The sequence below is a fragment of the Aquitalea pelogenes genome (assembly GCF_001515305.1).
Lineage (GTDB): Bacteria > Pseudomonadota > Gammaproteobacteria > Burkholderiales > Chromobacteriaceae > Aquitalea > Aquitalea pelogenes.
In genome coordinates this window covers 89,911-115,607 of sequence record NZ_LNQV01000008.1, presented here as the reverse complement: position 1 = coordinate 115,607, position 25,697 = coordinate 89,911, and the positions used below count along the sequence as shown (strand labels likewise).

The 25,697-nt window shown below is 62.1% G+C and carries 21 protein-coding genes and 1 pseudogene; 14 read left to right on the top strand and 8 right to left on the bottom strand.

Features of this window, described 5'->3' with window-relative positions; genetic code table 11:
* The coding region (locus tag AWT75_RS21645; RefSeq protein ID WP_161937727.1) for a hypothetical protein at positions 1–527 on the top strand (527 nt) is incomplete at its 5' end.
* Between the two features lie 121 nt (positions 528–648).
* Entirely contained in the window at positions 649–1,842 is a 1,194-nt protein-coding gene (locus AWT75_RS05320; RefSeq protein WP_161937726.1) for a GGDEF domain-containing protein, read from the top strand.
* On the opposite strand, the gene AWT75_RS05315 is transcribed toward AWT75_RS05320, so the two are convergent.
* Both AWT75_RS05315 and AWT75_RS05310 read right to left on the bottom strand, forming a co-directional pair.
* Positions 1,812–2,276, bottom strand: coding sequence for a nuclear transport factor 2 family protein (locus tag AWT75_RS05315; RefSeq protein ID WP_062787991.1), 465 nt, complete (start codon positions 2,274–2,276; stop codon positions 1,812–1,814). The two genes, AWT75_RS05320 and AWT75_RS05315, sit on opposite strands and share 31 nt — an antisense overlap.
* Positions 2,277–2,321: 45 nt before the next feature.
* Positions 2,322–2,870, bottom strand: coding sequence for a carboxymuconolactone decarboxylase family protein (locus AWT75_RS05310; protein WP_062787989.1), 549 nt, complete (start codon positions 2,868–2,870; stop codon positions 2,322–2,324).
* Positions 2,871–2,978: 108 nt separating this feature from the next.
* On the opposite strand from AWT75_RS05310, the gene AWT75_RS05305 reads away from it, so the two are divergent.
* Both AWT75_RS05305 and AWT75_RS05300 read left to right on the top strand, forming a co-directional pair.
* Positions 2,979–3,881: a LysR family transcriptional regulator gene (locus AWT75_RS05305; RefSeq protein ID WP_062787987.1), complete on the top strand. Its 903-nt coding sequence runs from the start codon at positions 2,979–2,981 to the stop codon at positions 3,879–3,881.
* Positions 3,882–4,034: 153 nt separating this feature from the next.
* Positions 4,035–5,189 (top strand): GGDEF domain-containing protein, encoded by a 1,155-nt coding sequence (locus tag AWT75_RS05300; protein ID WP_062787985.1) that lies wholly within the window; start codon positions 4,035–4,037, stop codon positions 5,187–5,189.
* 125 nt (positions 5,190–5,314) lie between these two features.
* Here the strand turns inward: AWT75_RS05300 and AWT75_RS05295 are convergent, their stop codons facing one another.
* Positions 5,315–6,940 (bottom strand): methyl-accepting chemotaxis protein, encoded by a 1,626-nt coding sequence (locus AWT75_RS05295; RefSeq protein ID WP_082695966.1) that lies wholly within the window; start codon positions 6,938–6,940, stop codon positions 5,315–5,317.
* A 278-nt stretch (positions 6,941–7,218) separates the two neighbouring features.
* Complete coding sequence (locus AWT75_RS05290) at positions 7,219–9,510, bottom strand: NADP-dependent malic enzyme (RefSeq protein WP_062787981.1); 2,292 nt, start codon at positions 9,508–9,510, stop codon at positions 7,219–7,221.
* 179 nt (positions 9,511–9,689) lie between these two features.
* Between AWT75_RS05290 and AWT75_RS05285 the strand changes: the two genes are divergently transcribed.
* The 5 genes from AWT75_RS05285 to AWT75_RS05265 all read left to right on the top strand — a co-directional run bounded on the left by AWT75_RS05285 (position 9,690) and on the right by AWT75_RS05265 (position 17,549).
* Positions 9,690–10,643, top strand: coding sequence for a LysR substrate-binding domain-containing protein (locus AWT75_RS05285; protein WP_045846144.1), 954 nt, complete (start codon positions 9,690–9,692; stop codon positions 10,641–10,643).
* Positions 10,644–10,896: 253 nt separating this feature from the next.
* Positions 10,897–12,804, top strand: a complete 1,908-nt coding sequence (locus AWT75_RS05280) for a putative bifunctional diguanylate cyclase/phosphodiesterase (protein WP_062787979.1) — start codon at positions 10,897–10,899, stop codon at positions 12,802–12,804.
* 89 nt (positions 12,805–12,893) lie between these two features.
* Positions 12,894–16,409 (top strand): PAS domain S-box protein, encoded by a 3,516-nt coding sequence (locus AWT75_RS05275; protein WP_062787976.1) that lies wholly within the window; start codon positions 12,894–12,896, stop codon positions 16,407–16,409.
* The gene (locus AWT75_RS05270) at positions 16,375–16,554 is read left to right on the top strand and encodes a hypothetical protein (protein ID WP_062787974.1); all 180 of its coding nucleotides are present in this window, start codon (positions 16,375–16,377) and stop codon (positions 16,552–16,554) included. The genes AWT75_RS05275 and AWT75_RS05270 overlap by 35 nt, the downstream gene beginning before the upstream one ends.
* A complete protein-coding gene (locus AWT75_RS05265) occupies positions 16,551–17,549 on the top strand; it encodes a response regulator (RefSeq protein ID WP_062787972.1) in 999 nt (332 codons plus the stop codon). Before AWT75_RS05270 ends, AWT75_RS05265 begins: the two co-directional genes overlap by 4 nt.
* 12 nt (positions 17,550–17,561) lie before the next feature.
* Here the strand turns inward: AWT75_RS05265 and AWT75_RS05260 are convergent, their stop codons facing one another.
* The 4 genes from AWT75_RS05260 to AWT75_RS05245 all read right to left on the bottom strand — a co-directional run bounded on the left by AWT75_RS05260 (position 17,562) and on the right by AWT75_RS05245 (position 20,133).
* Positions 17,562–17,957 carry a VOC family protein gene (locus AWT75_RS05260; RefSeq protein ID WP_062787968.1) on the bottom strand — a complete coding sequence of 132 codons (396 nt, stop codon included), beginning with the start codon at positions 17,955–17,957 and terminating at the stop codon, positions 17,562–17,564.
* A 123-nt stretch (positions 17,958–18,080) separates the two neighbouring features.
* Entirely contained in the window at positions 18,081–18,587 is a 507-nt protein-coding gene (locus tag AWT75_RS05255; RefSeq protein ID WP_062787966.1) for a VOC family protein, read from the bottom strand.
* A 23-nt stretch (positions 18,588–18,610) separates the two neighbouring features.
* Positions 18,611–18,955, bottom strand: coding sequence for a DUF3088 domain-containing protein (locus AWT75_RS05250; protein ID WP_062787964.1), 345 nt, complete (start codon positions 18,953–18,955; stop codon positions 18,611–18,613).
* Between the two features lie 65 nt (positions 18,956–19,020).
* On the bottom strand, positions 19,021–20,133 hold the full coding sequence (locus AWT75_RS05245; RefSeq protein ID WP_153013247.1) for a porin: 1,113 nt from the start codon (positions 20,131–20,133) through the stop codon (positions 19,021–19,023).
* A gap of 318 nt (positions 20,134–20,451) precedes the next feature.
* Between AWT75_RS05245 and AWT75_RS05240 the strand changes: the two genes are divergently transcribed.
* The 5 genes and pseudogenes from AWT75_RS05240 to AWT75_RS22655 form a co-directional block, all read left to right on the top strand.
* A complete protein-coding gene (locus tag AWT75_RS05240; protein WP_062787959.1) occupies positions 20,452–21,450 on the top strand; it encodes an LLM class flavin-dependent oxidoreductase in 999 nt (332 codons plus the stop codon).
* A 30-nt stretch (positions 21,451–21,480) separates the two neighbouring features.
* Complete coding sequence (locus tag AWT75_RS05235; RefSeq protein ID WP_062788005.1) at positions 21,481–22,821, top strand: LLM class flavin-dependent oxidoreductase; 1,341 nt, start codon at positions 21,481–21,483, stop codon at positions 22,819–22,821.
* A complete protein-coding gene (locus tag AWT75_RS05230) occupies positions 22,821–24,032 on the top strand; it encodes a M20 aminoacylase family protein (protein WP_062787957.1) in 1,212 nt (403 codons plus the stop codon). Before AWT75_RS05235 ends, AWT75_RS05230 begins: the two co-directional genes overlap by 1 nt.
* A gap of 39 nt (positions 24,033–24,071) precedes the next feature.
* Entirely contained in the window at positions 24,072–24,614 is a 543-nt protein-coding gene (locus AWT75_RS05225; RefSeq protein WP_062787955.1) for a GNAT family N-acetyltransferase, read from the top strand.
* Positions 24,574–25,557: pseudogene (locus AWT75_RS22655) on the top strand (amino acid ABC transporter permease); the annotation flags it as partial. The gene AWT75_RS05225 and the pseudogene AWT75_RS22655, both read left to right, overlap by 41 nt.
* Between the last annotated feature and the right edge of the window lie 140 nt (positions 25,558–25,697).

Genomic DNA, 25,697 nt, shown 5'->3' with positions numbered 1-25,697 from the left:
GCTGCACCATCAGCCTGAGCCCGCAAGACACACCGCAAACCGGCTGGCCTGCCGCCACACTGCAACGCGCGCTGCGCCACAGCAAACGCCCGGCTGCGCGCCGCCTGCGCCTGTGGCTGGAGCGACAAGCACTGCCAGCATTGCAACAACGCCCCGATTGCTACGCCAGCTGGGAGCAGGCACTGGCCATGGCGGCGGAGGCCGGGCAACAAATCAGCCATGCCGTACTGCAGGCGGTGCTGCAACATGGGCCGGGCTGGCAGCGCAGCCACTGGCTGCTGACTCTCAATTACAGCCCGGACCACCCACGCCGCCATGCGCATGGCCGACTGGTGGAGCTGGATAGCCAGGCCTCACCGCTGCAAGCGCTGGCGCAGCGTATTGCCGGGCCGGACGGGCTGGACTGCAATCATGCCGAGCTGCTGCGGCTGGCCAGCGCCTGTTACCAGCAACTGGCCAAGCGCATGGAAAAGCAGGCGTGGCGGGTGGAGGCGCAGCAGCAACGGGGCAGGGCTGCCGCCGCTTGAGCTGTATGTGGAATGGGTTCTGTCTCTATACTGGTAGAAAAGACAGGTGATGGTGAGGGCAGGCCGTGTCTTGCCGTCGCCATTGCCTCTGCCTCATTCCGCCACTACTGAACTGCACAGCATGAATCCAAGCACAAGCAAGCAATGGCAGCAGATAGTCTGGCGCTGGTTGCAACTGGGCGTGGACCCGGCGCAAAGCGGCGCGGTGCGCAGGCGGCAGTACATCACCAATGCCGTGCCTGCCCTGGTTCTGTTGATGGTGCTGTTTTACTTTTTGCTGTTTTTCTGGCTGGGCAACTGGGCGCTGGCGTCCATCAGCCTGAAGGCGTCCGCCATTCCGCTGCTGGGCATGGTCTGGTTTTACCGGCAGCAGCGGCTGGGCAGGCCGCCGCATTACTGGAAGGCCTGCCTGATTTGTCAGGCTACCGTGCTGGCGGGGATTCTGGGTGGGCAGGGTACCGAAATTGGCGGGCACTACTATTTCCTGTTGTTCTTCCTCACCACGCCACTGGTGGTGCCCACGCGAGACAAGTGGGGCATGTTGCTGGTTACCAGCATCTGCATTGGCTGGTTCTCGCTGTTTGATCTGCACCCCTGGCCGGCCAGCGCAGAAGTGGCGGCGCTGGGGGCGGACACCATCAAGCTGCTTTACCTGAGTGTATTGCTGTCCGGCTCGGTCATCCTGTTTGTTGCGCTGTTAAGCGGCGAGTTTTTTTCCGAGGCGCTGGAGCGGCGCATCCAGCAAATGGCCTGTACCGATGTGTTGACCGGGCTGGCCAACCGGCGGGTGTTTTACCAGACGATGGCACAGTGGCAGCTGGCCTGTCAGCGCGAGCGGCGGCCTTTCTGTCTGGCCATGCTGGATGTCGACTACTTCAAGCGCATCAACGATAGCCACGGCCATGAAGCCGGAGACCAGGTGCTGCGCGCGCTGGCCCGGCTATTGCAGCAAGGGGTGGGGCGGGATGATCTGGTATGCCGCATGGGTGGCGAGGAGTTTGCCATCCTGCTGGCGGGCCGCAGCCTGGAGCAGGCCTTGCCCTTGTGTGAGGCCTTGCGGCAAACCATTGCGGCCACCCCCATGCTGATGGGCAGCGAGTTGCTGCATGTCACGGTCAGCATGGGTCTGGGGCAATGGCATGGGGTGGGTGGCGAATCCGGGTTTCTGGCCGCTGTTGATCAGGCGCTGTATGCCGCCAAGCATGCCGGGCGCAATACCATTCGCCTGCATATGGACGGTGCGGTGCTAGCTGGCCTGCCACGGCAGGAAACCCGGATGCGCGATTACAGCCCCAGCGCGGACAGCGAGGGGTGATCGTCCGGTCGTCTGCCTTGCGGCCAGTGGAATAGCCGGTCGGCCTCCGTAATGGCCAGGTCGTTGATGCTGGCGTGGCGGATGGCCATCAGGCCGTGCGCGTCGAATTCCCAGTTTTCATTGCCATAGGCGCGGTACCACTGGCCGCTGTGGTCGCGCCATTCATAGGCAAAGCGCACGGCAATGCGCTGTTCGCTGAATGCCCACAGTTCCTTGATCAGCCGGTATTCCTGCTCGCGCTGCCATTTTTCGGTCAAAAACGCTTCGATGGCCGCACGGCCCTGAATGAAGCGGTCGCGGTTGCGCCAGTGGCTGTCTGGCGTGTAGGCCTGTGCAACGCGGGCCGGGTCGCGGCTGTTCCAGGCGTCTTCGGCCAGCCGTACTTTCAGGGCGGCGCTGGTGGAGTCAAACGGGGGCAGGGGTGGGCGGTTCATGGCGGGCTCCGGGTGGCTTGCCCCGGCGGGTGCCGGGGCGGTGGGTCAGGCGCTAAAGGGCTGGACAGCGGGGAAGTCGATGTCGGTGTCGGCTACAGAGTTGATGTAGTTGGTCCAGCTGTTGAGCGCAACATGCTGCACGATTTCGATGATCTGCGCCTCGTCATAGCCGGCGGCCTTCACTGCCAGCAGCGCGTCGCGCCCGACATGGCCGCGCTCAAGTGCCACTTGCGCGGCAAAGCGCACGGCGGCATCGGCCTTGGGGTCGGTGGAGGTGCCGCGGCGGTTGGCCAGGATTTCAGCATCGTCCAGCTTGGCCAGGTTCTTGCCCAGGTAGCTATGGGCGGACAGGCAATAGGCGCAGCGGTTGATTTCGGCCACGGCCAGCGCAATGCGCTCGCGGGTTTGGGCCGGCAGGCTGCCGCGCCCCAGGGCGGCGGACAGGGCGAGGTAGCCTTCCAGCGCTTGCGGGCTGTTGGCCACCAGACGGAACAGGTTGGGAACAAGGCCAAACTGTTTGTTGACGGCTTCCAGCATGGCTTGCGAGGCAGCCGGGGCGTCGGCGATGCTGGCCGGGATGGTGAGGTGGGACATGGTCTGGCTCCGTTCGGGGGTGTGTTGGTGACAGCCCAGACAATACCTGCATTCATATTTGGTGATAATCCGTTAAAGTATGGAATCACTATCCCGGAAATCGAGAATATGGCCGACAGACTGGAAGCAATGGCGCTGCTGGTGGCGGTGGTGGATGCCGGTGGTTTTTCGGCAGCGGCGCGGCGGCTTGGGCTGCCGCTGGCCACCGTCAGCCGCAAGGTGGCGGAGCTGGAAAGCTACCTGGGCGTACAGCTATTGCAGCGCTCCACCCGGCATATTGCGCTGACCGAGGCCGGGCGCAGTTATGTGGAGGCATGCCGGCGCATTCTGGATGATGTCAACGAAACCGAACGCGCCGCCGGTGGCGAATATGCCGCGCCCAAGGGGGATCTGGTCATCACCGCGCCGGTGGTGTTTGGCCGCCTGCATGTCACCCCGGTGGTGGTGGACTTTCTCAAGGCGTACCCGGATATCAATATCCGCCTGCAACTGGGCGACCGGGTGTCGCATTTGCTGGAGGAGCATATCGACCTGGCGGTGCGCATTGGCCCGCTGCCGGACAGCAGCCTGGTGGCTACCAAGGTGGGTGAAGTGCGTCAGGTGGTGTGTGCCTGCCCGGAATATCTGGCGCAACGCGGCCTGCCCACGGTGCCGGAGGATATCCGCCAGCACGACTGCATCAGCTATGACGCGCTGGCCGGTACGCAAGCCTGGCCATTCTATAAAGGTAATGCGGTTTCGCTGGTGCCCATCAACACCCGGCTTGTCGTCAACGGTGCCGAGGCTGCGCTGGATGCCGCCTGCGGCGGCCTTGGTCTCACCCGTGTGCTGTCCTACCAGTGCGAACCGGCAAGGCGCGAAGGCCGGGTGCAGATTGTACTGGCGGATTATGAGCCAGCTGCATGGCCGGTGAGTCTGGTGTATGCAGCGCAGGGCAGGTTGCCCATCAAGCTGCGCGCTTTTCTGGACTTTGCCGCCCCGCGCTTGCGTGCGCGCCTGGCTGAGGGGTGAGGGCCTGGATGGTACTGGCGTGATTGTCTACTGGTAAACAGCACTGCAAAACAGCTGTGCTAGCATGACGGGCAATGCACGATGAATGGATTGGATCAAGAGAACCGGCATGCCCGCTCGCCAACCGTGAAGTGAGTCATCAAGGGCGAGTTTATGAGCAATTCCATTTCCATGCTGATGCTGGATCTGCCAACGGTGCTGTTTTTGTATTCGACATCGTTGATTGCCGGCACCTGCGCCGTATTGAATGCTTGGCGTCACCAGCGCAATGAAACCGGGCTTGGGCGGATTGCGCTGGCGCTGGCGGTGCTGGCGGTCGGGGGTGTGCTGGCGGGGCTGAGCGAGCTTGAGCTGCTGCCCTGGCCGTTCTTGTGGCGGTATGTGCATTTTGTGCTTGGCGTTGGCGGCTATGCTGCCCTGTGGAGCGGTTTGGCCGAGCTGAGCAGCCCGCGTTGGCGTGCCTGGCGGCTGCGGGTGGCCCTGGTGCCGCTGCTGTGGCTGCTGGTCGGCATGTTTACCGGCTTTATCGCCCACAATGAGCAGCGTGCGGCGGTGTTTCATTTCAATGCGTTTTCCTTTCTGCTGGCGGCGGCATTCTGCATGTGGCATGACCGTCGTGCAGAGCCGCTGGCTTCCAGACTGCTGCTTAGCCTGACGCTGCTGGTCAGTGCCCTGCTGTATGGCAGCGAGTGTTACTGGATAGTGAGCAGTGTCTGGTCCCGGCAACTGCTGTCCTGGGCCTTCTTCGCGCAGATCATCTGCAATTTCACCCTGGTGTTGCTGGTGCTGACCATTCTGTCCGAGCGCTCTGCAGTCAGGCTGCGGCAGGCCAGCGAGCGGGACGAACTGACGGGTGTGGGGAATCGCCGTTACCTGTTTGCCCGCTTGCCTGCGCAGGCCGAGGCGGGCAACGCCATCATCATGGCGGATGTCGACCACTTCAAGCGCGTGAACGATTGCTTTGGCCATCTGGGTGGGGATCGGGTGTTGGCGGTGGCTGCGCAGGCGCTGCAAGCCACATTGCGGGAGCAGGACCTGATTGCCCGCTTTGGCGGCGAGGAGTTTGTCATTTTCCTGGCGCAGGTGAGTCAGGCCGAGGCCCGCAGCCTGGCCGAGCGACTACGCTTGCAGCTGGCTGCGCAGGAAATCGACTTGGCGGGTGAAAAATGCAAGGTCACCGTCAGTATTGGTCTGGTCTGGCTGGATGGCCCCGGCCGCAGCTGGGATGAGTGGCTGAATCTGGCGGATGCCGCCTGTTATCAGGCCAAGCAGCAGGGGCGGAACAGGGTGTGCGAGCACGAAGTGTAGGCGCGAGGCTTGTGATCATGCAGGGCTGCTGCCTGGGATGATGGTCTATAGCGCTTGCTCGGCAGCAGGCCTGACACCGGCTGCCGGGCCTGCTGCCGTTTCACCCCCGCCGCCATGGCGGAAGGCTACAAATGAAAACGGGCGGTAATATCCTGCAGATTATGGGAAAGCGCACTTAACTGGGCCGATGTGGTGGCCAGTTCTTCTACGGTGGCGCTGTTTTCTTCCGCCATCTGCGACACGCGTTCCATGTTTTGCGCCAGGCTCTGGCTGGCCACCCGTTGTTCGCTCAGTGCGCCGGTGATGTTGGCAATGCTGCGTTCGATGGCTTGCGTGCTGTTGCCAATGCGCTCGATGGTTTGGGAGGCCAGTTCGGTACTGCTGCTGACCGCTTCCACACTCTCCAGACTGGAATTCATGCTGCCGACTACCCGGCCCACGCCGTGCTGGATGGCGTTGACCATCTGGGTGATTTCCTGTGCCGAGCTGGTGGTGCGTTCCGCCAGCTTGCGTACTTCATCGGCCACCACGGCAAAGCCGCGTCCCATTTCACCGGCACGTGCTGCTTCAATGGCGGCATTCAGCGCCAGCAGGTTGGTTTGGTCGGCCACGTCGCGAATCACGGTGACAATGCTGCCAATCTGCTGCACCTCGGTGCTCAGCATGTTCATTTGTGAGGAGGTACCGCTGACGGCCTGGCTGACGTCCTTGATGCGGGTGACCGAGTCGATGACTTCCTTGCCGCCGTCCCGCGCCAGACTGCCGGTGGAGCGGGACTGGCGGGTGGCTTCGTCCGAGTTGTCGGCAACATGGTTGATGCTGACGGTAAGCTGTTCGATGGTGGCGGCGGCTTCTGCGGTGGCTTCGGCCTGGTGCTGTGCGCCACTGGCTACTTGCTCGGCCATGCTGGACAGTTCCCGGGCCGAGTCGGAAACATTGTGCGCATTCAGCTGGATGGCCTGCACAATGTCACGCAGCCCCTGGCGCATTTCCTGAATGCCGCGGGCAATCTGGATGGCCTCGTCGCGTGCTGGCGGATAGTTTTCATCCTGACCGGCCAGGTTGCCATTGCGGATTTGTTCCACCAGCCGGGCTGATTGTTTCAGCGGCAGGGTAATCAGCCGTGCAATGAACAATGCGCTGCCTATGGCCAGCAACAGGGCGATGCCGCCTACGGTCAGCATGCTGACCATGGCGTTGTGGTGGGCGCTGGCCGCATCCAGCATGGCTTTTTGCATCAGCCCTTCCTGAAAATCGGCAAACTCCTTCAGGCTGGCCATGTAGGCGGCATTGGCCGGGGCAATTTTCTGTTTCACCACATCCGCGGCTTCTGCCGTTTTATGGCTGCGGATCAAGGGGTATACCTGCTGCTGTGCACCCTGTAGCGCCTGGTTTTTTTCACGCATGCTGGCAAACAGCGCTTTGCCCTTGGCGGTGGAGAGCAGTTTTTCCACCTGTTCCATGGCCGCGGCCTTCTCTGCGTTCAGATTATTGACCTTGCTCAGGTACTCTTCGGTGTCGCCCGCGCTGTAAATGACGGCATTGCGTATTTGGCGGCCAATATCCAGCGTCTTGATGGTAAGGGTGCTGGTGAGGGCAATTTTCGGGTAGCGGTCCTGGGTGATGTCCACCATTTTGCTATTGATGGTTTGCATATTGCTGATGGCGGTAAACAGCAACAGCAGCATCAGGGTAATGACTAGGGTAAAACCTGCAAGCAACTTCTGTCTGACAGTGAATTGGCTGAGCATGATATTTCCCGAGCGAGTGATTGGCGGGGCAGGGTCTGACAATCGGCTGTGGTGCACTGCTGTTTAAAGGCACTGGAGATCAATATCAGCAGCATCCATTCCTGTTCATAGATGAGGGAAAAAGCTGCCGCAAGCCGGACTGTCCGCAAAGGCGGATGTTTGACGTCATACACCATGCGCATGGCGGATGCATGCTGCAAGAGTGGCTGCTGGTGATGAGGGGGGAGTGAGGGGGCAGGCTGCTGCGGCCGGTGTGGCGCGCAGCAGCCCGGTCAGGCTTAGTCAGCCTGGCGGTTGGCTTCCATCACGGTGAGCGCGGCCATATTGATGATGCGGCGCACGGTCGAGCTGGAGGTGAGGATGTTTACCGGTGCATTGACACCCAGCAGGAAGGGGCCGACGGCCACATTGCTGCCGGCAGCGGTCTTCAGCAGGTTGTAGGCGATGTTGCCGGCGTCCACATTGGGGCAGACCAGCAGGTTGGCGGCACCTTTCAGGCGTGACATCGGCAGGATGTTCATGCGCAGCGCTTCGTCCAGTGCGCAGTCGCCATGCATTTCGCCGTCCACTTCCAGTTCCGGGGCGCGCTGGCGGATGAGTTCCAGCGCCTGGCGCATCTTGCTGCCGGAGGCCGAGCTGCCGGAGCCGAAGTTGGAGCGCGACAGCAGTGCGGCCTTGGGCTTCATGTGCAGCAGCGTCATTTCCTCGGCGGCGGCCACGGTGAATTCGGCAATCTGTTCGGCCGTGGGGTTGTCGTTGACGTGGGTGTCCACCAGCGCCACGGTCTGTTTTTCCAGCAGCAGGATGTTCATGGCGGCGTAGGTGTCCGAGCCGGGCTTCTTGCCGATTACCTGGTCAATGTAGTGCAGGTGGTCCTGATAGCCGCCCACTGTGCCGCAGATCATGCCGTCGGCGTCGCCCAGCCGTACCATCATCGCGCCAATCAGGGTCAGGCGGCGGCGCATTTCCACGCGGGCCATTTCCTTGGTCACGCCATCACGGCACATCAGTTCCCAGTAGCTGGTCCAGTACTGGTGGAAGCGTTCGTCGTATTCCGGGTTGGTGACTTCCACGTCCTCGCCCAGACGCAGGCGCAGGCCGAATTTTTCGATACGCGCCAGCAACACTTCCGGACGGCCCACCAGAATGGGGCGCGCCAGTTTTTCATCCACGATGACCTGCACCGCACGCAGCACGCGTTCGTCTTCGCCTTCGGTAAACACGATGCGGGTCTTGCCGCCTTCACGCACCAGTTTTTTGGCGGCGGCAAACAGCGGCTTCATGAAGCTGCCGGAGTGGTAAACAAACTGTTGCAGCTGCTCGGTATAGGCGTCGAGGTTGGCAATCGGGCGGGTGGCCACACCGCTGTCCATTGCCGCCTTGGCCACGGCCGGGGCAATACGCACGATCAGGCGCGGATCGAAGGGTTTTGGAATCAGGTATTGCGGGCCAAAGGACAGGTCGTAGCTGCCATAGGCGGCGGCCACCACTTCGTTCTGTTCTTCTTCGGCCAGGCCGGCAATGGCGTACACCGCCGCCACTTCCATTTCACGGCTGATGGTGGTGGCACCCACGTCCAGTGCGCCACGGAAGATATAGGGGAAGCACAGGACGTTGTTGACCTGGTTGGGGTAGTCGGAACGGCCGGTGGCCATCACCACATCGTCACGCACCGCATGGGCTTCTTCCGGCAGGATTTCCGGAGCCGGGTTGGCCAGTGCCAGAATCAGCGGGCGGGCGGCCATTTGCGCCACCATGTCCGGCTTGAGCACGCCGCCAGCGGACAGGCCGAGGAATACATCGGCCCCGGCAATGACTTCGCGCAGGGTGCGGGCGTCGGTGGGCTGGGCAAAGCGCGCCTTGGCCGGGTCCATCAGCACGGTACGGCCCTGATAGACCACGCCTTCGATATCGGTCACCCAGATGTTTTCCAGCGGCAGGCCCAGATGCACCATCAGGTCCAGGCAGGTGAGGGCGGCGGCACCGGCGCCGGAGGTGACTACCTTCACTTGGCGGATGTCCTTGCCCACGACCTTGAGGCCGTTGATGAAGGCGGCGGCCACGGTGATGGCGGTGCCGTGCTGGTCGTCATGGAAGACCGGAATCTTCATCCGTTCGCGCAGCTTGCGTTCCACCTCGAAGCATTCCGGGGCCTTGATGTCTTCCAGATTGATGCCACCAAAGGTGGATTCCAGGCTGGCGATGATGTCCACCAGCTTGTCCGGGTCGGTTTCGTTGATTTCGATGTCGAACACGTCCACGCCGGCAAATTTCTTGAACAGCACGGCCTTGCCTTCCATCACCGGCTTGGAGGCCAGCGCGCCGATATTGCCCAGGCCCAGCACGGCAGTGCCGTTGGTGATGACGCCCACCAGATTGGAACGGGCGGTAAAGCGGCTGGCATTGAGCGGGTCGGCGACGATTTCTTCGCAGGCGGCGGCCACGCCCGGTGTGTAGGCCAGCGCCAGGTCACGCTGGGTCACCAGCGGCTTGCTGGCGTTGACGGCGATTTTGCCCGGGGTGGGAAATTCGTGGTAATCCAGTGCTGCCTGACGGTCGGTGGTATCCATGACGCATTTTCTCCAGTGAGGTGGGCTGGTGGCTGTCTGTGCTGTGCCGCATCGCCCGGTTGGCTGCCAGGGGTGAGGTGGTCTGCCCCTGCGAATGTGGCCATTCTAGGCAGTAAACATAAGCTGGTTATTTTGATTTACTATCATCCCATAATATTTATCTTATGGAATGCGGCGATATGACGGGCATTAATGGCGAAGAAGTGCTGCGCCGCTTGAGTTCGCGCCTGAAAATGCGGCATCTGATCCTGCTGCTGAATATCCGGCAGTACGGCTCCCTGACGCGGGTAGCTGAACAAATGGCCAGCAGCCAGCCGGCCATCACCAGTGCGCTGGCCGAACTGGAAAGCATGTTCGGCGCGCCCTTGTTCGACCGCTCGGTGCGCGGCATGGCGCCCACGGCGCTGGGCAAGCTGGTGCTGGCACGGGCCCAGGCGATGATTCACGACCTGGGGCATCTGGTGCGCGACATGGAAAGCGCGGTGGCCGGTTTTGATGCCCACCTGCATGTGGGGGTGATTCCCTTCATCTCGGGCCGTTTGCTGTCCGCGGCCATCCGCCGCGCCATGCCGGAGGACAGCAAGGGCCTGACCGTCACCATACACGAAGGCACCAGCGACCAGCTGTTGCCGCAATTGCAGGACCACACGCTGGATATCGTGATTGGCCGGGCTTCGTCCACGGTGGATCTGGCCGGGGTGGAGTTCAGCCTGCTGTACCGCCAGCAACCACGGCTGATTGCCAGCCGGCGACTGGCGGCCCAGTTGGGCCGGGTGCGGCTGGACTGGCAGCAACTGGTGGCGCTGGACTGGATTCTGGGCGCACCCAATACGCCGATGCGCGAACAGGTGGCCGACATTTTTCTGGCCGCCGGGGTGGCACCGCCATCGCCCATTGTCGAGAGTTATTCGTCCAAGCTGATTGGCGAGATGATTGTGGCCAGCGAGCGGGCGGTGTCGATTGTGCCGGCGGATATCGCGGAAGAACTGGTGCGTACTGCCGGGCTGGCCATTGTGCCGTATTCGTTTGACTGGACCTTGCCGCCGATTGCCATGTTTACCCGTGCCGGCGCACAGTCCCGCCCCTTGCTGCAATTTGCCGAAGCCTTGCGCCAGCTGTGTGCGGATGCCTGAGCAGGGTCGGGATTTCATTCACCGTCACCACAGCAAAATTTGTCGCCGATGGCATAACAGCCTGCTGGCAGCGCTTATAATGGCAGTTTACAGCCAGCGTCATGCGCAGCATTTTCCTGCACCAGCCTGGCCTGGCCGTGGCAGCAGTCAGCAGCTGCCATCACGTTTGCCACCAAGCCGGCGCGACAGGGCCCAGTCATTGATAAGGCGGTTTATGCAGCAAGGCATGCTTGAAAGAATATGGCGCGAGTCATTGAAAAATTATGCAGTTGGCTTGTTGGTGAATCTGGCAGCCATTCTGGCTATTACTTATATCCTGTCTGACGACTCTTCCAGCTTTGTCCTGCAGTGGTCCGGCGCGGCACTTGCACTCACCGTCCTGCGTTTTGTCCAGTTCCTGCATGCAGCCAGACGCTATCGCAAAACCCATACCTTCCTGCTGGCCGACAGCTTCTACCTGAGCCTGGGGCTGGTGAGCGCCGCCGGACTCTGGGCGGTGCTGGGCTGGTGGGGCATCGGGCATTACCAGGGGCCGCAGCAGTTTGCCATTATCGTAATCCTGGCGGCACTGGCCGGTGGGGCCACCGGCACCTTGTCCTCGCTCAGGATTGCCGGCAAGGCTTATATCCTGCTGCTGTTGATGCCTGCCTGTATCCGGCTGTTCCAGTCGGGCATTCACTCCTATGTCACGCTGGGTGTGCTGGGGATGATTTTCGCCTGGGTGATGATGATTACCCACCAGCACAACTACAAGCTGGTCCGCCGCAGTATCGGCCTGTCCCTGTCCAACAAGGGTTTGCTGGATGAGCTTTCTTCGATGGCGGAAGAGCTGAAGCGGGAAAACGACACGCTGGAAGCGCGGGTGGAGGAAAGAAGCAAGGATTTGCTGCGTCTGGCGTATTACGACGAGCTGACCGGCCTGTTGAACCGCCATGGCGTGTTCAACCTGGTGAAGTACTTTGGGATCACCCCCGGCAATGTCACGGTTTTCCTGATCAATCTGGCGCGCTTCAAGCAAATCAATGACGGCATGGGCCACGAGGCTGGCGACATGGTGCTGCGCCAGGTGGCGCAGCGGCTGGAAGCGCTGGCGTCGCAGCTGAACCAGGACATTTTCGGCAATGTCGACTGCCAGGTGGGGCGCTGGGGGGGCGACGAGTTCATTTTCTATTTTTCCCGCCTGGGGGATGGCGCGCTGACCCCGGAGGAGGTGGGCGTCATGCTGAAGCAGGAAATCAGCCAGCGCATGCAGGTGGCGGGCAAGACCATCTGCGTGGACGTCAATATCGGCGCGGTGTCCGAGCAGGACTGTGACAACCCCAACAATCTGTTTCTGTATGCCGACATTGCTGCCGGTGAGGCGCGTCACAGCGGCCATGTGGTGTTCTTCACCCCCGGCATGCGCGAGCAACTGCGACGCAAGACCACGCTGGCGCAGGACCTGCGCATGGCCATTGGCAATGGCCAGGTGTCCATTGTCACCCACAATATTGTCTCGGCCGAGGACCACACGCTGGCGTCCTGTGAAATCCTGTCGCGCTGGGCGCACCCGGAGCTGGGTGATATCTCGCCGGTGGAGTTCATCCCTGTGGCCGAGGAAAGCGGCATCATCGTGGAGCTGGGTGACTGGGTGATTCATCAGGCCATGGCTGCCCAGCCGCTGCTGCAGCAAATGGCGGGCAAGCCGGTGAAGGTGGCGGTGAATGTGTCGCTCTACCAACTGCTACAGGAGGACTTTGTCGACAAGCTGATGCTGTTTACCAGCGGCGACTTTTACCCGCAAAACCTGATTGTCGAGCTGACCGAAAGCGTATTCCACGAAGACGAAATCGCGCTGGTGAAACAGGCACTGTTCAAGATCAAGCAGCTGGGGGTGGAAATTCATATTGATGACTTCGGCACCGGCTATTCTTCGTTCTCGCGCATCTGCGAGCTGCCGATTGACGCCATCAAGATCGACAAGGCCTTTATCCAGTCCGAAGACGAAAAGAACATCGCCATCATCGAGGCCGTGGTGTTCATTGCCCGCCGGCTGAAGATACGCGTGATTGCCGAAGGCATAGAAACCCTGGAACAGGCAGAAAAAATGCGCATGTTGGGTGTGAACGAACTGCAAGGCTTTTTCTTTGGCAAACCGGCCGCTCTTCCTTCCAGCCTGTGACGATGTCTGGTGCCATGCGCCGCTTTACATGTCTGTAGGCCACCGCTTGCTCCGGTGGCCAACCTTCCACTCCGACCAGGCCTTGCCTCATGCTTGACACTTTTTTCATCTTCTCTGACAGCCGCACACTGCCGCTCTTGCCCGGCATCTATCAGCCCTGGCTGGTGGCCTTGTCCGTGCTGGTGGCCATTGTCACCTCGGTAGTCACCCTGTACATGGCCGGGCTGGCTGCCCGCACACTGTCTAGTAGCCTGCGCCAGATTGCACTGCTCAGCGGTGCCCTGTTCCAGGGTATCGGCATCTGGGCCATGCATTTTGTCGGCATGCTGGCTTTTGATTTGTGCACCTCGGTGCATTACGACCTGCAACTGACCTTGCTATCCATCCTGCCGGCGTTCTGTGCGTCCTGGGTGGCGCTCAACATGCTGGCGTCCCCCCGTGTCAGCCGCCCGCAATTGTTGCTGGGTGGCCTGCTGGTGGGGGCGGGGATAGGCGGCATGCACTACACCGGCATGGCCGCCATGCAGATGGCGCCCATCCTGCGCTACGCGCCGGGCTGGTTCGTGTTTTCGCTGCTGCTTGCCATTTTGCTGGCCACCCTGTCGCTGTGGATACGCTTCGGCCTGCGCCAGCTGGCTCGCCTGGGCGAGGGCAGAACCAATCTGCTGGCCGGTTGCATCATGGGCTTTGCCATTGCCGGCATGCACTACAGCGGCATGCTGTCGGCCCGCTTCATCGGCGTGGCAGAGCCGGCAGGCCGGGTGGTGGCGGAAAACGGCAAGATGGCGGCGGTGGTGGCCTTGCTCACCCTGTGTGCCGGGGTGCTGGTGCTGGCGGGTAATACCTTGTTGCGCTATCGCCAGCTGGCGGCGGAAAAGACCGCAGGCGAGGCGCGCTTGCAGGCGGTGGTGGACACGGCGGTGGACGGCATCATCAGCATGGATGCACGTGGCCGGGTGCTGGAAATGAACCGGGCCGCCGAGTTGCTGTTCGGCTGGCAGTCTGCCGAGCTGGTGGGCCGCAACATCAATATGCTGATGCCCGAGCCTTACCGCTCGGGCCACGATGGCTATCTGGCGCATTATCTGGCAACGGGCGATGCCCGGGTGATCGGTGTGGGGCGCGAGGTGAGTGCGCGGCGCAAGGACGGGTCGGTGTTTCCCATCCGGCTGGCGGTAGGCCGGGTGGATACCGGGCACGAGCCGATGTTTGTCGGCTTTGTCACCGACATCAGCGAACGCACCGCCATGGAGCGCGAACTCAAGCTGCGCGAAAGCCAGTACCGCACCCTGATTGCCAATATGCCCGGCGTGGCCTTTCGCAGCCGGGTGGATCAGGACTGGAGCAAGATCTTCATCAGCGACAGCATCGCCGAGCTGTGCGGCTGGCCGGCAGCCAGCTTTCTGGATGGCAGCATCAGCCTGCTGTCCATCATGCACCCGGATGATGTGCAGCGCGTGCGCGATACCGTGAGCCAGGCGGTCAGCGAGGGCCGATCCTACTTGGTGGAGTACCGGCTGTTTCACATGGCGGGTGGTGAGCGCTGGGTGTCGGAAAGTGCGGGCATCGTGTTTGACCTGGACGAGCAGCCGCAGTGGATAGACGGGGTGATGATAGACATCACCGAAAGCCGCCTGCGTGCGGCGGAGTACGAAGGCGTGGTATATGCCATCCGCCAGGCGCTGGCGGTGGTGGAGTTCGACATGGATGGCCATATCCTCACCGCCAATGACAGTTTTCTGGCACTTACCGGCTACCGGCTGGACGAACTGCAAGGCCGGCACCACAGCGTGATGTGCCAGCCGGAGGAAGCCGCCTCTGCTGCATACCAGACTTTCTGGTCGGATTTGCGCGCGGGGAAGTTTCAAACAGGAGAATTCCTGCGCAAGCGCAAGGATGGACGTCCGGTGTGGATTCAGGCGGTGTACAACCCGATTCTGGATCTGGACGGCAAGCCCTGCAAAGTGATGAAGCTGGCCAGCGACGTGACCGACCGCAAGAACATGGAGCAGGACCTGATGGCCGCGCGCGACCGCGCCGAGCAGGCCTCTGCCGCCAAGGGCATGTTCCTGGCCAATATGAGCCATGAAATCCGCACCCCGATGAATGCCATCATCGGCTTTGCCCAGCTGCTGCTGGACGGCAGCTTGCAGCCGGAGCAGCGCCGCCACCTGCAAACCATCAACCAGTCCGCCCGGGCTCTGCTGGGCCTGCTCAATGGCGTGCTGGATACCGCCAAGCTGGAACGCGGTGCGCTGGAACTGGATGAGGCGGATTACTCGCTGCACGAGCTGTGCCAGCAACTGGTGGATGCCTTTGCCCTGCAGGCACGCGACAAGCAGCTGGCGCTGCAACTGGACTACGCCGCCGATTGCCCGCAGCTGTTGTATGGCGACGTGCTCCGCATGCGGCAGATTTTGACCAATCTGCTGGGAAATGCCGTCAAGTTCACCGAACAGGGCCAGGTGGCGCTGCAGGTGCGCTGCGAGGCCGACCGCTTGCACATCGCTGTCAGCGACAGCGGCATCGGCATTGCGCCAGACCGGCTGGACAGCATCTTCGCCCCGTTCAGCCAGGCGGATGCCAGCATGGCGCGCCGCTTTGGCGGCACCGGGCTTGGCACCACCATTGCCCGCCAGCTGGTGGAGCTGATGGGCGGCAGCATTCAGGTACGCAGCCAATTGGGTGTGGGTTCCACCTTTGACATCAGCCTGCCGCTGCAAACCGCCCGTGGCAGCCTGCCAGCCGGCAGCGCGGCGCCAACGCTGGTCTTGCCGCCGCTGCGGGTGCTGGCGGTGGATGATGTGCCGGAAAACCTGGAACTGCTGCAACTGATGCTGCAACGCGAAGGCCTGCAGGTGAGCACCGCCAGCGGCGGGGCGGAGGCGGTGGCCCTGCACGCGGCCCAGCGTTTTGATGTGGTGCTGATGGATGTGCAGATGCCCGAAGTGGACGGGCTGGAAGCCACCCGCCAGTTGCGGGCGCAGGAAGCGCGCAGCGGACAAGCATCCACGCCGGTGATTGCCCTGACCGCCAGCGTGCTCAGTCAGGACCGCAAGGATGCCGAAGCCGCCGGCATGAACGGCTTTGCCGTCAAACCGCTGGACATGGCCAGCCTGCGGCAGGAAATTGCCCGCGTCACCGGCCTGTCCGGCACGATGGCCGATGTCGCCCGCAGCACTGGCCAGCAGGCTGTACTCATCGACTGGGACGGCGCACTGGCGCGCTGGGGCGAGCGTGAGGTGCTGGTGGAACGTATCCGCCGTTTTCTGGCCGACAATCAGCCGCAGCTGGCTGCGCTGGCAGAGACCGATGCCGCCAGTTGCCGCCAGCAGGCGCACCGCCTGCGCGGGCTTGCCGCCAATCTGGGGCTGATGCAATTGCAGCAACAGCTGGCCGCAGTGGAGCAGGCCGCTGCCTGCAGCCCGGCACAGGCTGATGCCATCGACAACATCATGGCCGGCGTGGCCGCCGCCTTGCCTGCATCCCGGCACCGCGCTTGTCACCGAGGTGGCAGACAGCACAGCCGCGCCATTGCCTGCCGCCGCCCGGCCCTGGCTGCAACGGGTGATGGCAGCGTGCGGTCAGGCCAGCCTGGACGATGAAGCCATGCAGGCGCTGGCCGGCTTATTGCCCGCCGCCAGCTTGCAAGCCTTGCAGGCTGCGCTGGATGATTTTGATTTTGACGCAGCCCTGAAGGCTGCGCATGCTCTACTGCCGGACGCCGCCGGAGAAACGGAAGCACCATGAGCCCTATCGATGACACGCGTCCCTGCCTGCTGCTGGTGGATGACGAACCGAATAATCTGCAAGTCTTGCGCCACATCCTGCAGGACCACTACCGCCTGCTGTTTGCCCGCGATGGCGAGAAGGCCCTGCAACTGGCGGCGGCGTCCAGGCCGGATTTGATCCTGCTGGATGTGATGATGCCCGGCATGACCGGGCTGGAAGTGTGCCGCCAGTTAAAGCAGAACCCGCAGACGGCTGCGCTGCCGGTGATTTTCGTGACGGCGCTGAGTGACAGCAAGGACGAAGCGGAAGGCTTTGCCGCCGGTGCCGTGGACTACATCAGCAAGCCGGTCAGCCCGCCCATCGTGCTGGCACGGGTGCGTACCCATCTGTCACTGGTGCGGGTGGAGGAACTGGTGGAAACCCGGCTGCAGATCATCCAGCGGCTGGGCCGGGCGGCCGAATTCAAGGATAACGAAACCGGCCTGCATGTAATCCGCATGAGCCATTACTCGCGGCTGCTGGCGCTGGCGGCCGGTCATGGCGAGCGCTTTGCCGACGAGTTGCTCAATGCCGCGCCCATGCACGATATCGGCAAGATCGGCATTCCGGATGCCATCCTGCTCAAGCCGGGCAAACTGGATGCGGATGAGTGGAACATCATGCGCAGCCATGCCGAAATCGGTGCCCGCATCATTGGTGAAGACAAATCCAGTCTGTTGCAGATGGCGGCCACCATTGCGCTCAGCCATCACGAACGTTGGGATGGCACGGGTTATCCGCAGGGTTTGCAGGGCGAAGCCATTCCGCTGGCCGCGCGCATTGTGGCCATTGCCGATGTGTTCGACGCATTGACCAGCAAACGGCCCTACAAGGAAGCCTGGAGCGCGGATAAAGCGTTTGACTTGATCGCCAGTGAAGCAGGCAAGCACTTCGACCCGGCGCTGGCGGCCTGCTTCCTCGGTTTGCGGGCCGAGCTGGAAGCCATACGCCAGCGCTGGCAGGAGACGGTCTGAACGACCGGATGGTCAGGACAGGTATTCGGAAATTTCGATCAGGTTCTGATCCGGGTCGCGCAGGTAAACCGAGCGGATCTTGCCGGTGGCACCAGTACGGCCTACCGGCCCTTCGATGATGGCCAGCCCTTTTTCCTGCAGGCGGGCCATCACCGTGTCCAGCGGCTGGCTGGCGATGAAACACAGGTCCAGTGCGCCGGGAGTGGGCAGCGCAGCCTTGGGCTCGAACTCCTTGCCCTGCACGTGGATATTGATTTTCTGGCTGCCAAACTTCAGTGCCAGCCGCTCCACCGGCGGGGTGCCGCCAATGAATTTCTCCAGCGTCATGCCCAGGCCGTCACAATAAAACGCCAGGCAGTCATCCAGTCGGGCGGTGGTGAGGACAAGGTGGTCGAGATGGCTGATCATGCGGCAAGACTCCATAAACAGGTGGGTTGTCCATCTTGCTGCATAGCGCCATCCCAGCGCAATCCTTGTTTGGCAAGGCAGCAGCAGGCCGCGCAGGCAGCAAGCCGCGGTCCTGCGCGCTGCCTAGTGGCTGGCAAAACGTGCGAGTTCGCGCTCCCAATCCAGCGGGGCGGTGCGGATGTCGCGGTCCTCGTCGCGGATGGCATCGGCGGGCAGGAACCAGTTGATTTCAAACAGCAGGCCGTCCGGATCGTGGCCGTACACGCTCTTGAACAGGCCGTGGTCTTCTTCCAGGCCCAGCTTGCCAAGTGCCTGCAACTGGTCGCGAATACGCTTGAGTTCCAGCAGGGTATCCACTTCCCAGGCCAGATGATAAAGACCGGCCGGCGGCTCGTTGGCAGCTGGGGTTTCGCCGCGTGCGCTGAATACCCCGGCGCGTTGCTGGCCGAGATTGCGGGCGAACAAGGCCAGGTCGTGATGGTTGTCCGACTCTGCCGCCTGGGCAAAGAAGGCCTTTTCCGGCTGTGGGCCGGGTGAGGGGTTAAACCCCAGTACTTGCTGGTAGAAGCGGGTGCTGTCGGCAACATCGCTGACATACAGCACTGCGTGGTTCAGGCGTTTGATTCCCATGATGTGCTTTCGGGTGGCAAGGGTTACAGACGATAGGCAGCGTGGTGCTGTGCCAGATAATCGGCAATCTGCCGGGCGTCTTGCAGGAAATGCCGTCCGCCATATTGTCTGGCACCGGCCGGTAAGGGGCTGGCCGGGTCCAGTATCAGCACTGGCAGGCTCTGGTTTTCTTCGCCCAGCAGATCAATTACCGGCTGACGCGGCCGTGGAAACGGCAGGCGGCGGATTTCAATGCGTTCGGAGAGTGCCGGTTGCACTGCCAGCAGGCCTTCCAGCAGGTTACTGTGCGGGCAGACAAAGCGCTGGTCGGCCGGATGGTCGGGACGGGTGAATCCGGGCTCCAGCAAAAACAGGGTGTCGCGGCTCATCAGGCATCTTTCGCAGTAAAAATGGTGTGGCAGCAAGAACCCCGCCGCGAGGCGGGGCATGTCACTTAGAAGTATTTGGCCAGGGCCAGGTTGAGCGAGCTTTCACTGCTTACACCATTGCCACCCCAGTTGACGCGGCCATATGAGGCATAAGCACGTGTTTGTTTGGACAGGTTGTATATCGTGCCCAGCACATACTGGGTGTAGCCGGTCTTGTCGACGTTGCTGCCGCCGATTTGCACGTCGTAGCCCTTGGTCAGCGAAACATATGGCAGCCAGGCACCTACGTTGTAGCCGAAGGTGAGCACGGCTTCACGGGTTTTCACATCCTGACCGGAAGCGGCGGCACTCAGACTCTGGCCGCTGGACGCCAGGCGGGTGTTCAGCACGTTGACGTTGTAAACCACGCCCGGGCTGTCAACAAACTTGCCGCTGGAAACGCCCAGGTAGCCGTTAACGGTCTGGAAACCCAAGGCCAGGTAGATCGGGTCGCTGATATAGCCTGCTTCCACACGCCACCAGTTTTTCACCGCGCCGGTCTGGGCGGATGAGTTCACCTGTTTGGCATCCCCCTTGGTTTCATAGCTGAACTTGGCAAAGTAACCAGCCTGTTCGTAGCTCAGGCCCAGGTTGAATACCTGGTTGTTGGTAGGTTGGCCATTGCTGTCATTGGCGCGTTTCTCGTCTGCCGCCCAGGTGGTGGTAAAGCTGAAACCGGCCAGGTTGGGGCTGTCGTAGCGCACGGCATTGTTCAGACGACCGTCCAGACGGGTGGAGTACAGCTGGCCGCCTACGCCGCTGTAAGCACCCGGATCGATATATTCCATGTCCAGGTTGGCGTAGTCGGACAGGCGGCCCAGGCGCAGCTTGCCGTATTCGGTTTGCAGGCCGATGAAGGTGTCACGGCTGGCAAAGGTGTCCGTACCGCTGCCATCCACGTGGATGCGGTTTTCCACCTGCCAGATGGCAGTCAGGCCATTGCCCAGGTTCTCCGAACCCTTGAAACCGATGCGCGAGGTATTGTCGTCTACGTGTACAGAACTCTGGCTGCCAGTAGCGGTGTAACTACGGACGCTGGAGATGTCGCCAGCAATCTTGCCGTAGATGGTTACGCCCTCATCGGCATGGGCAAACAAGGGAGTAGCAGCAATAGCCAGGGTGAGCAGTTTTATTTTCATGATGTGTTCACAGGAAATCGGTTGGTCGGACAAGCAAGCCGTTGCCAGGGTGGCGGGTTTCGGCTGGTGCTTATTCTTCCGTATTGTTCCCGTTTATTTAATCAATAAAAAATGATTAACAAATCAAACTGTTTTTGCAGGTTTTATTCATATTGATTTGTTTTGCATGGCTTTCTGCTGATTATTGCTAAGTCAATTTTTTATTGGAATTTGCAGGAAAATGAATAAGCTGCACGGATAAGCATATCAATTTAATTTGATTGATCTTCAAATTGGCTGGGAATAGATTTTGTGGCGTCAATTACACGGTGCACACAAATGTCATACTCCCTGTCCATCCTGGATAAAAGCCCGATTCCGCCGGGCGCTACCGCGGCCGATGCGCTGGCCAATACCGTGGCGCTGGCCAAGCTGGCAGAACAGTTGGGCTATTACCGTTTCTGGGTGGCCGAACACCACAGCACACCGCTGCTGGCCAGTTCCGCGCCCGAAGTGCTGATCTCCCACATCCTGGCGCATACCAGCCGCATCCGCGTGGGCAGTGGCGGCGTCATGCTGCAGCACTACAGCCCCTACAAGGTGGCGGAAACCTTCAATCTGCTGGCGGCGCTGGCGCCGGGCCGGGTGGATCTGGGGGTGGGCAGGCTCCCGGCGGCCTGCCGTTCAGCACCCGTGCTGCAGCACTATCACGATGCCGCGCGCAAGCCCGACTTCACCGCCCAGCTGACCGAGCTGAATGCCTTCCTGAATGAAGGCCAGCCGGAGGGGCATCCGCTGGCCGGGGCAAAGGCTACGCCGTTGCCGCCCATTACCCCGGGGCGCTTCCTGCTGGGCGGCAGCCCGGACAGCGCCCGGCTGGCCGCCCGCCTGGGCTGGGATTTTGCCTATGCCGGCCACTTCAACGGCGACCCTTTGAATATCCAGCAATCCATTGCCGTGTACCGCCAGTGGACCGGCAAGGTACCCGCGCTGGCGCTGTATGCCTTTGTGGCTGAAACCCGCGAACAGGCGCAGGCACTGGTGGGGGAGCTGAAGCTGTTCAAGGTGACGCTGGAAGATGGCCGCAGCGTCAATGTGCCCAGCCGTGAAGCAGCAGAAGAATTTGCCCGTCAGGCTGGCAGCAGCCAGTACCAGCTGGAAGAAAAGCATCCGCACGTGATAGCCGGTACCGCCGGTGATGTGCGCGCCGAGCTGGATTCCCTGCACCAGAGCTACGGCATCCGCGAATTCATCATCGATATCCCCGTGGCCCAGTTTGCGCTGCGCCGCGCTTCCATTGCCCTGCTGGCCGAAGCGCGCGAGCCGCTGGCCGCCTGACCGTACTGATCAATCTTTTTGGAGCTGAACATGAGCAAACCCATTACCTTCGGCATCATGCTGCACGGCGCTGGTGGTCACATGCACGCCTGGAAACACCCCAGCGGCCCGGCGGATGCCAGCGTGAACCTGCAGTTCTATATCGATACCGTGCAGAAAGCCGAAGCCAACGGCATTGCCTTTGCCTTTGTGGCGGACGGCCTGTACATCAATGAAAAATCGATTCCACACTTCCTCAACCGTTTCGAGCCGATTTCCATCCTGTCGGCGCTGGCCAGCGTGACACGCAAGATCGGCCTGGCCGGCACCGTGTCCACTTCCTACAGCGACCCGTTTACCGTGGCGCGCCAGTTCGGCTCGCTCGACCTGATCAGCGGCGGCCGCGCCGGCTGGAATGTGGTGACCACGCCGCTGGAGGGCACGGCGCTCAACTACAGCCGCCCGCATCCGGAACACAGCCTGCGTTATGAAATTGCCGACGAATACCTGCAAGTCACCCAGGGTTTGTGGGATAGCTGGGACGACGACGCCTTGCCGCGTAACCGTGAAACCGGCCAGTTCTTCGACAAGGACAAGCTGCACACCCTGAACCACAAGGGGCGTTTCTTCCAGGTGGCCGGGCCGCTGAACATCAGCCGCTCGCCGCAGGGCCAGCCGGTGATTTTCCAGGCCGGTTCTTCCGATGCCGGGATTGGCCTGGCGGGCAAGTATGCCGACGCGGTGTTTACCCACTCGCCCTCCATCGAAGAAACCCGCGACTTCCTGCGCAAGGTGAAAACCAGTGCCGTGCTGCATGCCCGCAAGGCGGACGATGTGAAAATCTTCCCCGGTATTGCACCGGTGGTGGCCGCCACCGATGCCGAGGCCGAAGCCAAGTTCCGCATCATCCAGCAACTGCTGACCATCGATGACGCACTGGCCTATCTGGGCCGCTTCTTTGACCACCACGACTTCACCCAGTACCCGCTGGACGAGGCCTTCCCGGAGCTGGGCGATATCGGTCGCAACAGCTTCCGTTCCACCACCGACCAGATCAAGGCCCGCGCCCGTGAGCATGGCCTGACCCTGCGCCAGGTGGCGCTGGAAGTGGCCACCCCGCGCAGCAACTTTGTCGGCAGCGGTGAAAAAGTGGCGGCGGAAATCATCCGCTGGGTGGACGAGGGTGCGGCTGACGGTTTCATCCTGGGCTTCCCGGTGGTGGCCGAAGGGCTGGATGACTTCATCACCCATGTGCTGCCGGTGCTGGAAAAGAGCGGACGCTTCAATCGCCAGCTGGACGGCCGCACCCTGCGCGACCATCTGGGCCTGCCGCGCAAGGAAAGCCGTTACCAGCAAGCGACCGAGCACAGCAGCCAGCAGCAGGTGGCTTGATGAATGCAGCATTAGACAGCGCCGTGTTGCCGCGCAGCCTGCAGATCGAAACCGGCATTGCGGCTGCCAATGCCGAATTCGTCGCCCTGCGTCGCGACCTGCACCAGCACCCGGAACTGGCGTTTGCCGAACATCGCACCGCCGGCAAGGTGGCCGCGCTGTTGCAGCAGTGGGGCTATCAGGTGACCACCGGCATTGCCGGCACCGGGGTGGTGGGCAGCTTGCGCCGTGGCAGCAGTGAGCGTTCGCTCGGCCTGCGCGCCGACATGGATGCGCTGCCCATCCAGGAAGCCACCGGCCTGCCGTATGCCAGCCAGAACCCCGGCGTGATGCATGCCTGCGGGCATGACGGCCACACCGCCATCCTGCTGGCCGCCGCCCGCTTTCTGGCGCTGCACGGCCAGTTTGACGGCACCTTGCAGCTGATTTTCCAGCCGGCGGAAGAAACCGGCAGTGGCGCACGGCGCATGCTGGAGGAGGGCTTGTTCGAGCGCTTTCCCTGCGATGCGGTGTTCGGCCTGCACAACTGGCCCGGGGTGAGTTGCGGCCACATCGGCTGCATCGAAGGCCCGGCCATGGCCTCGGTGGACCAGGCCCACATCACCGTCCATGGCAAGGGCGGCCATGGGGCCGAACCGCATAACACGGTGGACCCGGTGCTGGTGAGTGCCCACGTGATTACCGCGCTGCAATCGGTGGTGTCACGCAATGTCGACCCGCTGGACATGGGCGTGCTCACCGTGGGCAGCATCCACGGCGGCCATGCGTCCAATGTGATTCCGGACAGCGTGGAGCTGAAACTGACCGCCCGCACCTTCCGCCCGGAAGTGCGCAGCCTGCTGCAACAGCGCGTACCGGCACTGGTGGAGGCACAGGCGGCCAGCTTTGGCGCACGCGCCGAGGTGGATTACCGCCTGGGCTTCCCGCCGGTGTGCAATCACCCGGCAGAAACCGCACTGGCGCGCAAAGTGGCACAGGACACACTGGGCGCGGCGCGGGTGGAAGAGGCTTTCCGGCCGCGCACCGCCAGCGAGGACTTTGCCTTCATGTTGCAGGAACGGCCGGGTAGCTTCGTGTTTTTCGGCAATGGCGACAGCGCCGGCCTGCACAACCCGCGCTACGACTTCAACGACGCCATCCTGCCGCTGGCCGCCAGCTACTGGGTGGCCCTGGCCGAGCGCTACCTGCCGTTGCAACAGGCGGCCACATAACAAGCGACAGCCAGACACACATCGCAATGGACCGAGCACATGCGTGACTACTTTGTTTACACCACCACCACCGACCCGCGCGCCAGCGTGATGCTGGCCGAGCTGACGCAGGAATACGACGCACGCTACGGCAATCTGTTCAGCCCCGGCGGTGCGGCTGAAGAAATGCGGCGCTATCCGCCGGAAACCTTTGCGCCGCCGCATGGCAACTTCCTGTTGCTGCTGCGGCAGGGGCAGGCGATTGCCGGCGGGGCCTTCAAGCGGCTGGATGAGCACACCGCCGAATTCAAGCGTATCTGGACCCACAGCCAGTTCCGCCGTCAGGGCTTGGCCGGGCTGGTGTTGCAGGAGCTGGAGGCGCAATGCCAGCGCCAGGGTTACCGCCAGATTTACCTGACCACCGGTTGCCGCCAGCCGGAGGCGGTCGGGCTCTACCTGCGTCATGGCTATCAGGCGCAGTTCGACCCCGAGGGGGATCTGGAAGCCTTGCGCACCCTGCCGTTTACCAAGGCAGTGCCACGCCAGTCCGGCGCGCAATCCCATGCTGCGCACTGGACGGAACTGGCCGGCATTGCCGTTTGAAACCGCTTTGACTTGCTTGCCGACCACCCACCACGGCTTTTGCACAGGACAAGACATCATGAGTGAAATTACCGAAGTCGGCGATATCGCCTTTACCCATTCATTGCCACGGCAAGGCAATGAACATGCCCATGCCGACAACAGCGGCAGCAACCGCTATGCCGGGCTGCGCATCATCCCGGCGCGTTACCCGGCACGCATTGCCGGCAGCGTGCTGGCCGTGCTGCTGCTGGCTGCCATCATCAGTTCGGTGGCCACCAATCCGCGCTGGGGCTGGGCGGTGTTTGCCGAATGGTTCCTGGCCGCCCCGGTGCTGGAAGGCCTGGGCCGCACCTTGCTGCTGACCGCCATCGGCACGGTGCTGGGGTCGGTACTGGGTACGGTGCTGGCGCTGGCGCGGGTGTCGCGCTCGCCGCTGCTGGCCAGCCTGTCGTGGAGCTATATCTGGCTGTTCCGCTCCATTCCGCTGATCGTGTTGCTGCTTATCCTCAACAACCTGGGTTATCTGTACGAAACCATCAATATCGGTGTGCCGTATACCGGCATCAACTGGTTCAGCTATTCCACTACCGAGCTGATCAGCCCCTTTGCCGCAGCGGTGCTGGGCCTGAGCCTGAACCAGGCGGCATTCTCGGCGGAAATCATCCGTGGCGGCATTTTGTCGGTGGAGCAGGGCCAGCTGGAAGCCGCGGCCGCGCTGGGCCTGCCACGCGGACGGCAGATTTTCCGCATCGTGCTGCCGCAGGCCATGCGTACCATCTTGCCTACCGCCTTCAATGACATCATTGGCCTCGCCAAGGGCACGGCCAATGTCTACATCCTGGCGCTGCCGGAGCTGTTCTACACCATCCAGGTGGTGTACCACCGCAATCTGGAAGTGATTCCGCTGCTGATGGTGGCCACCGTGTGGTACCTGATCATCCTCACCGTACTGTCCACGGTACAGGTGCAGGTGGAGCGGCACTATGCACGTGGTGCACTGCGCCAGCAGCCGCAGTCGTTGTGGCAGCGTGCCCGCCAGCGCTGGTGGCCAGTCAGTGCCACTGGTCCGGCCACGGTGACACCGCCCGCTGCGCTGACCGA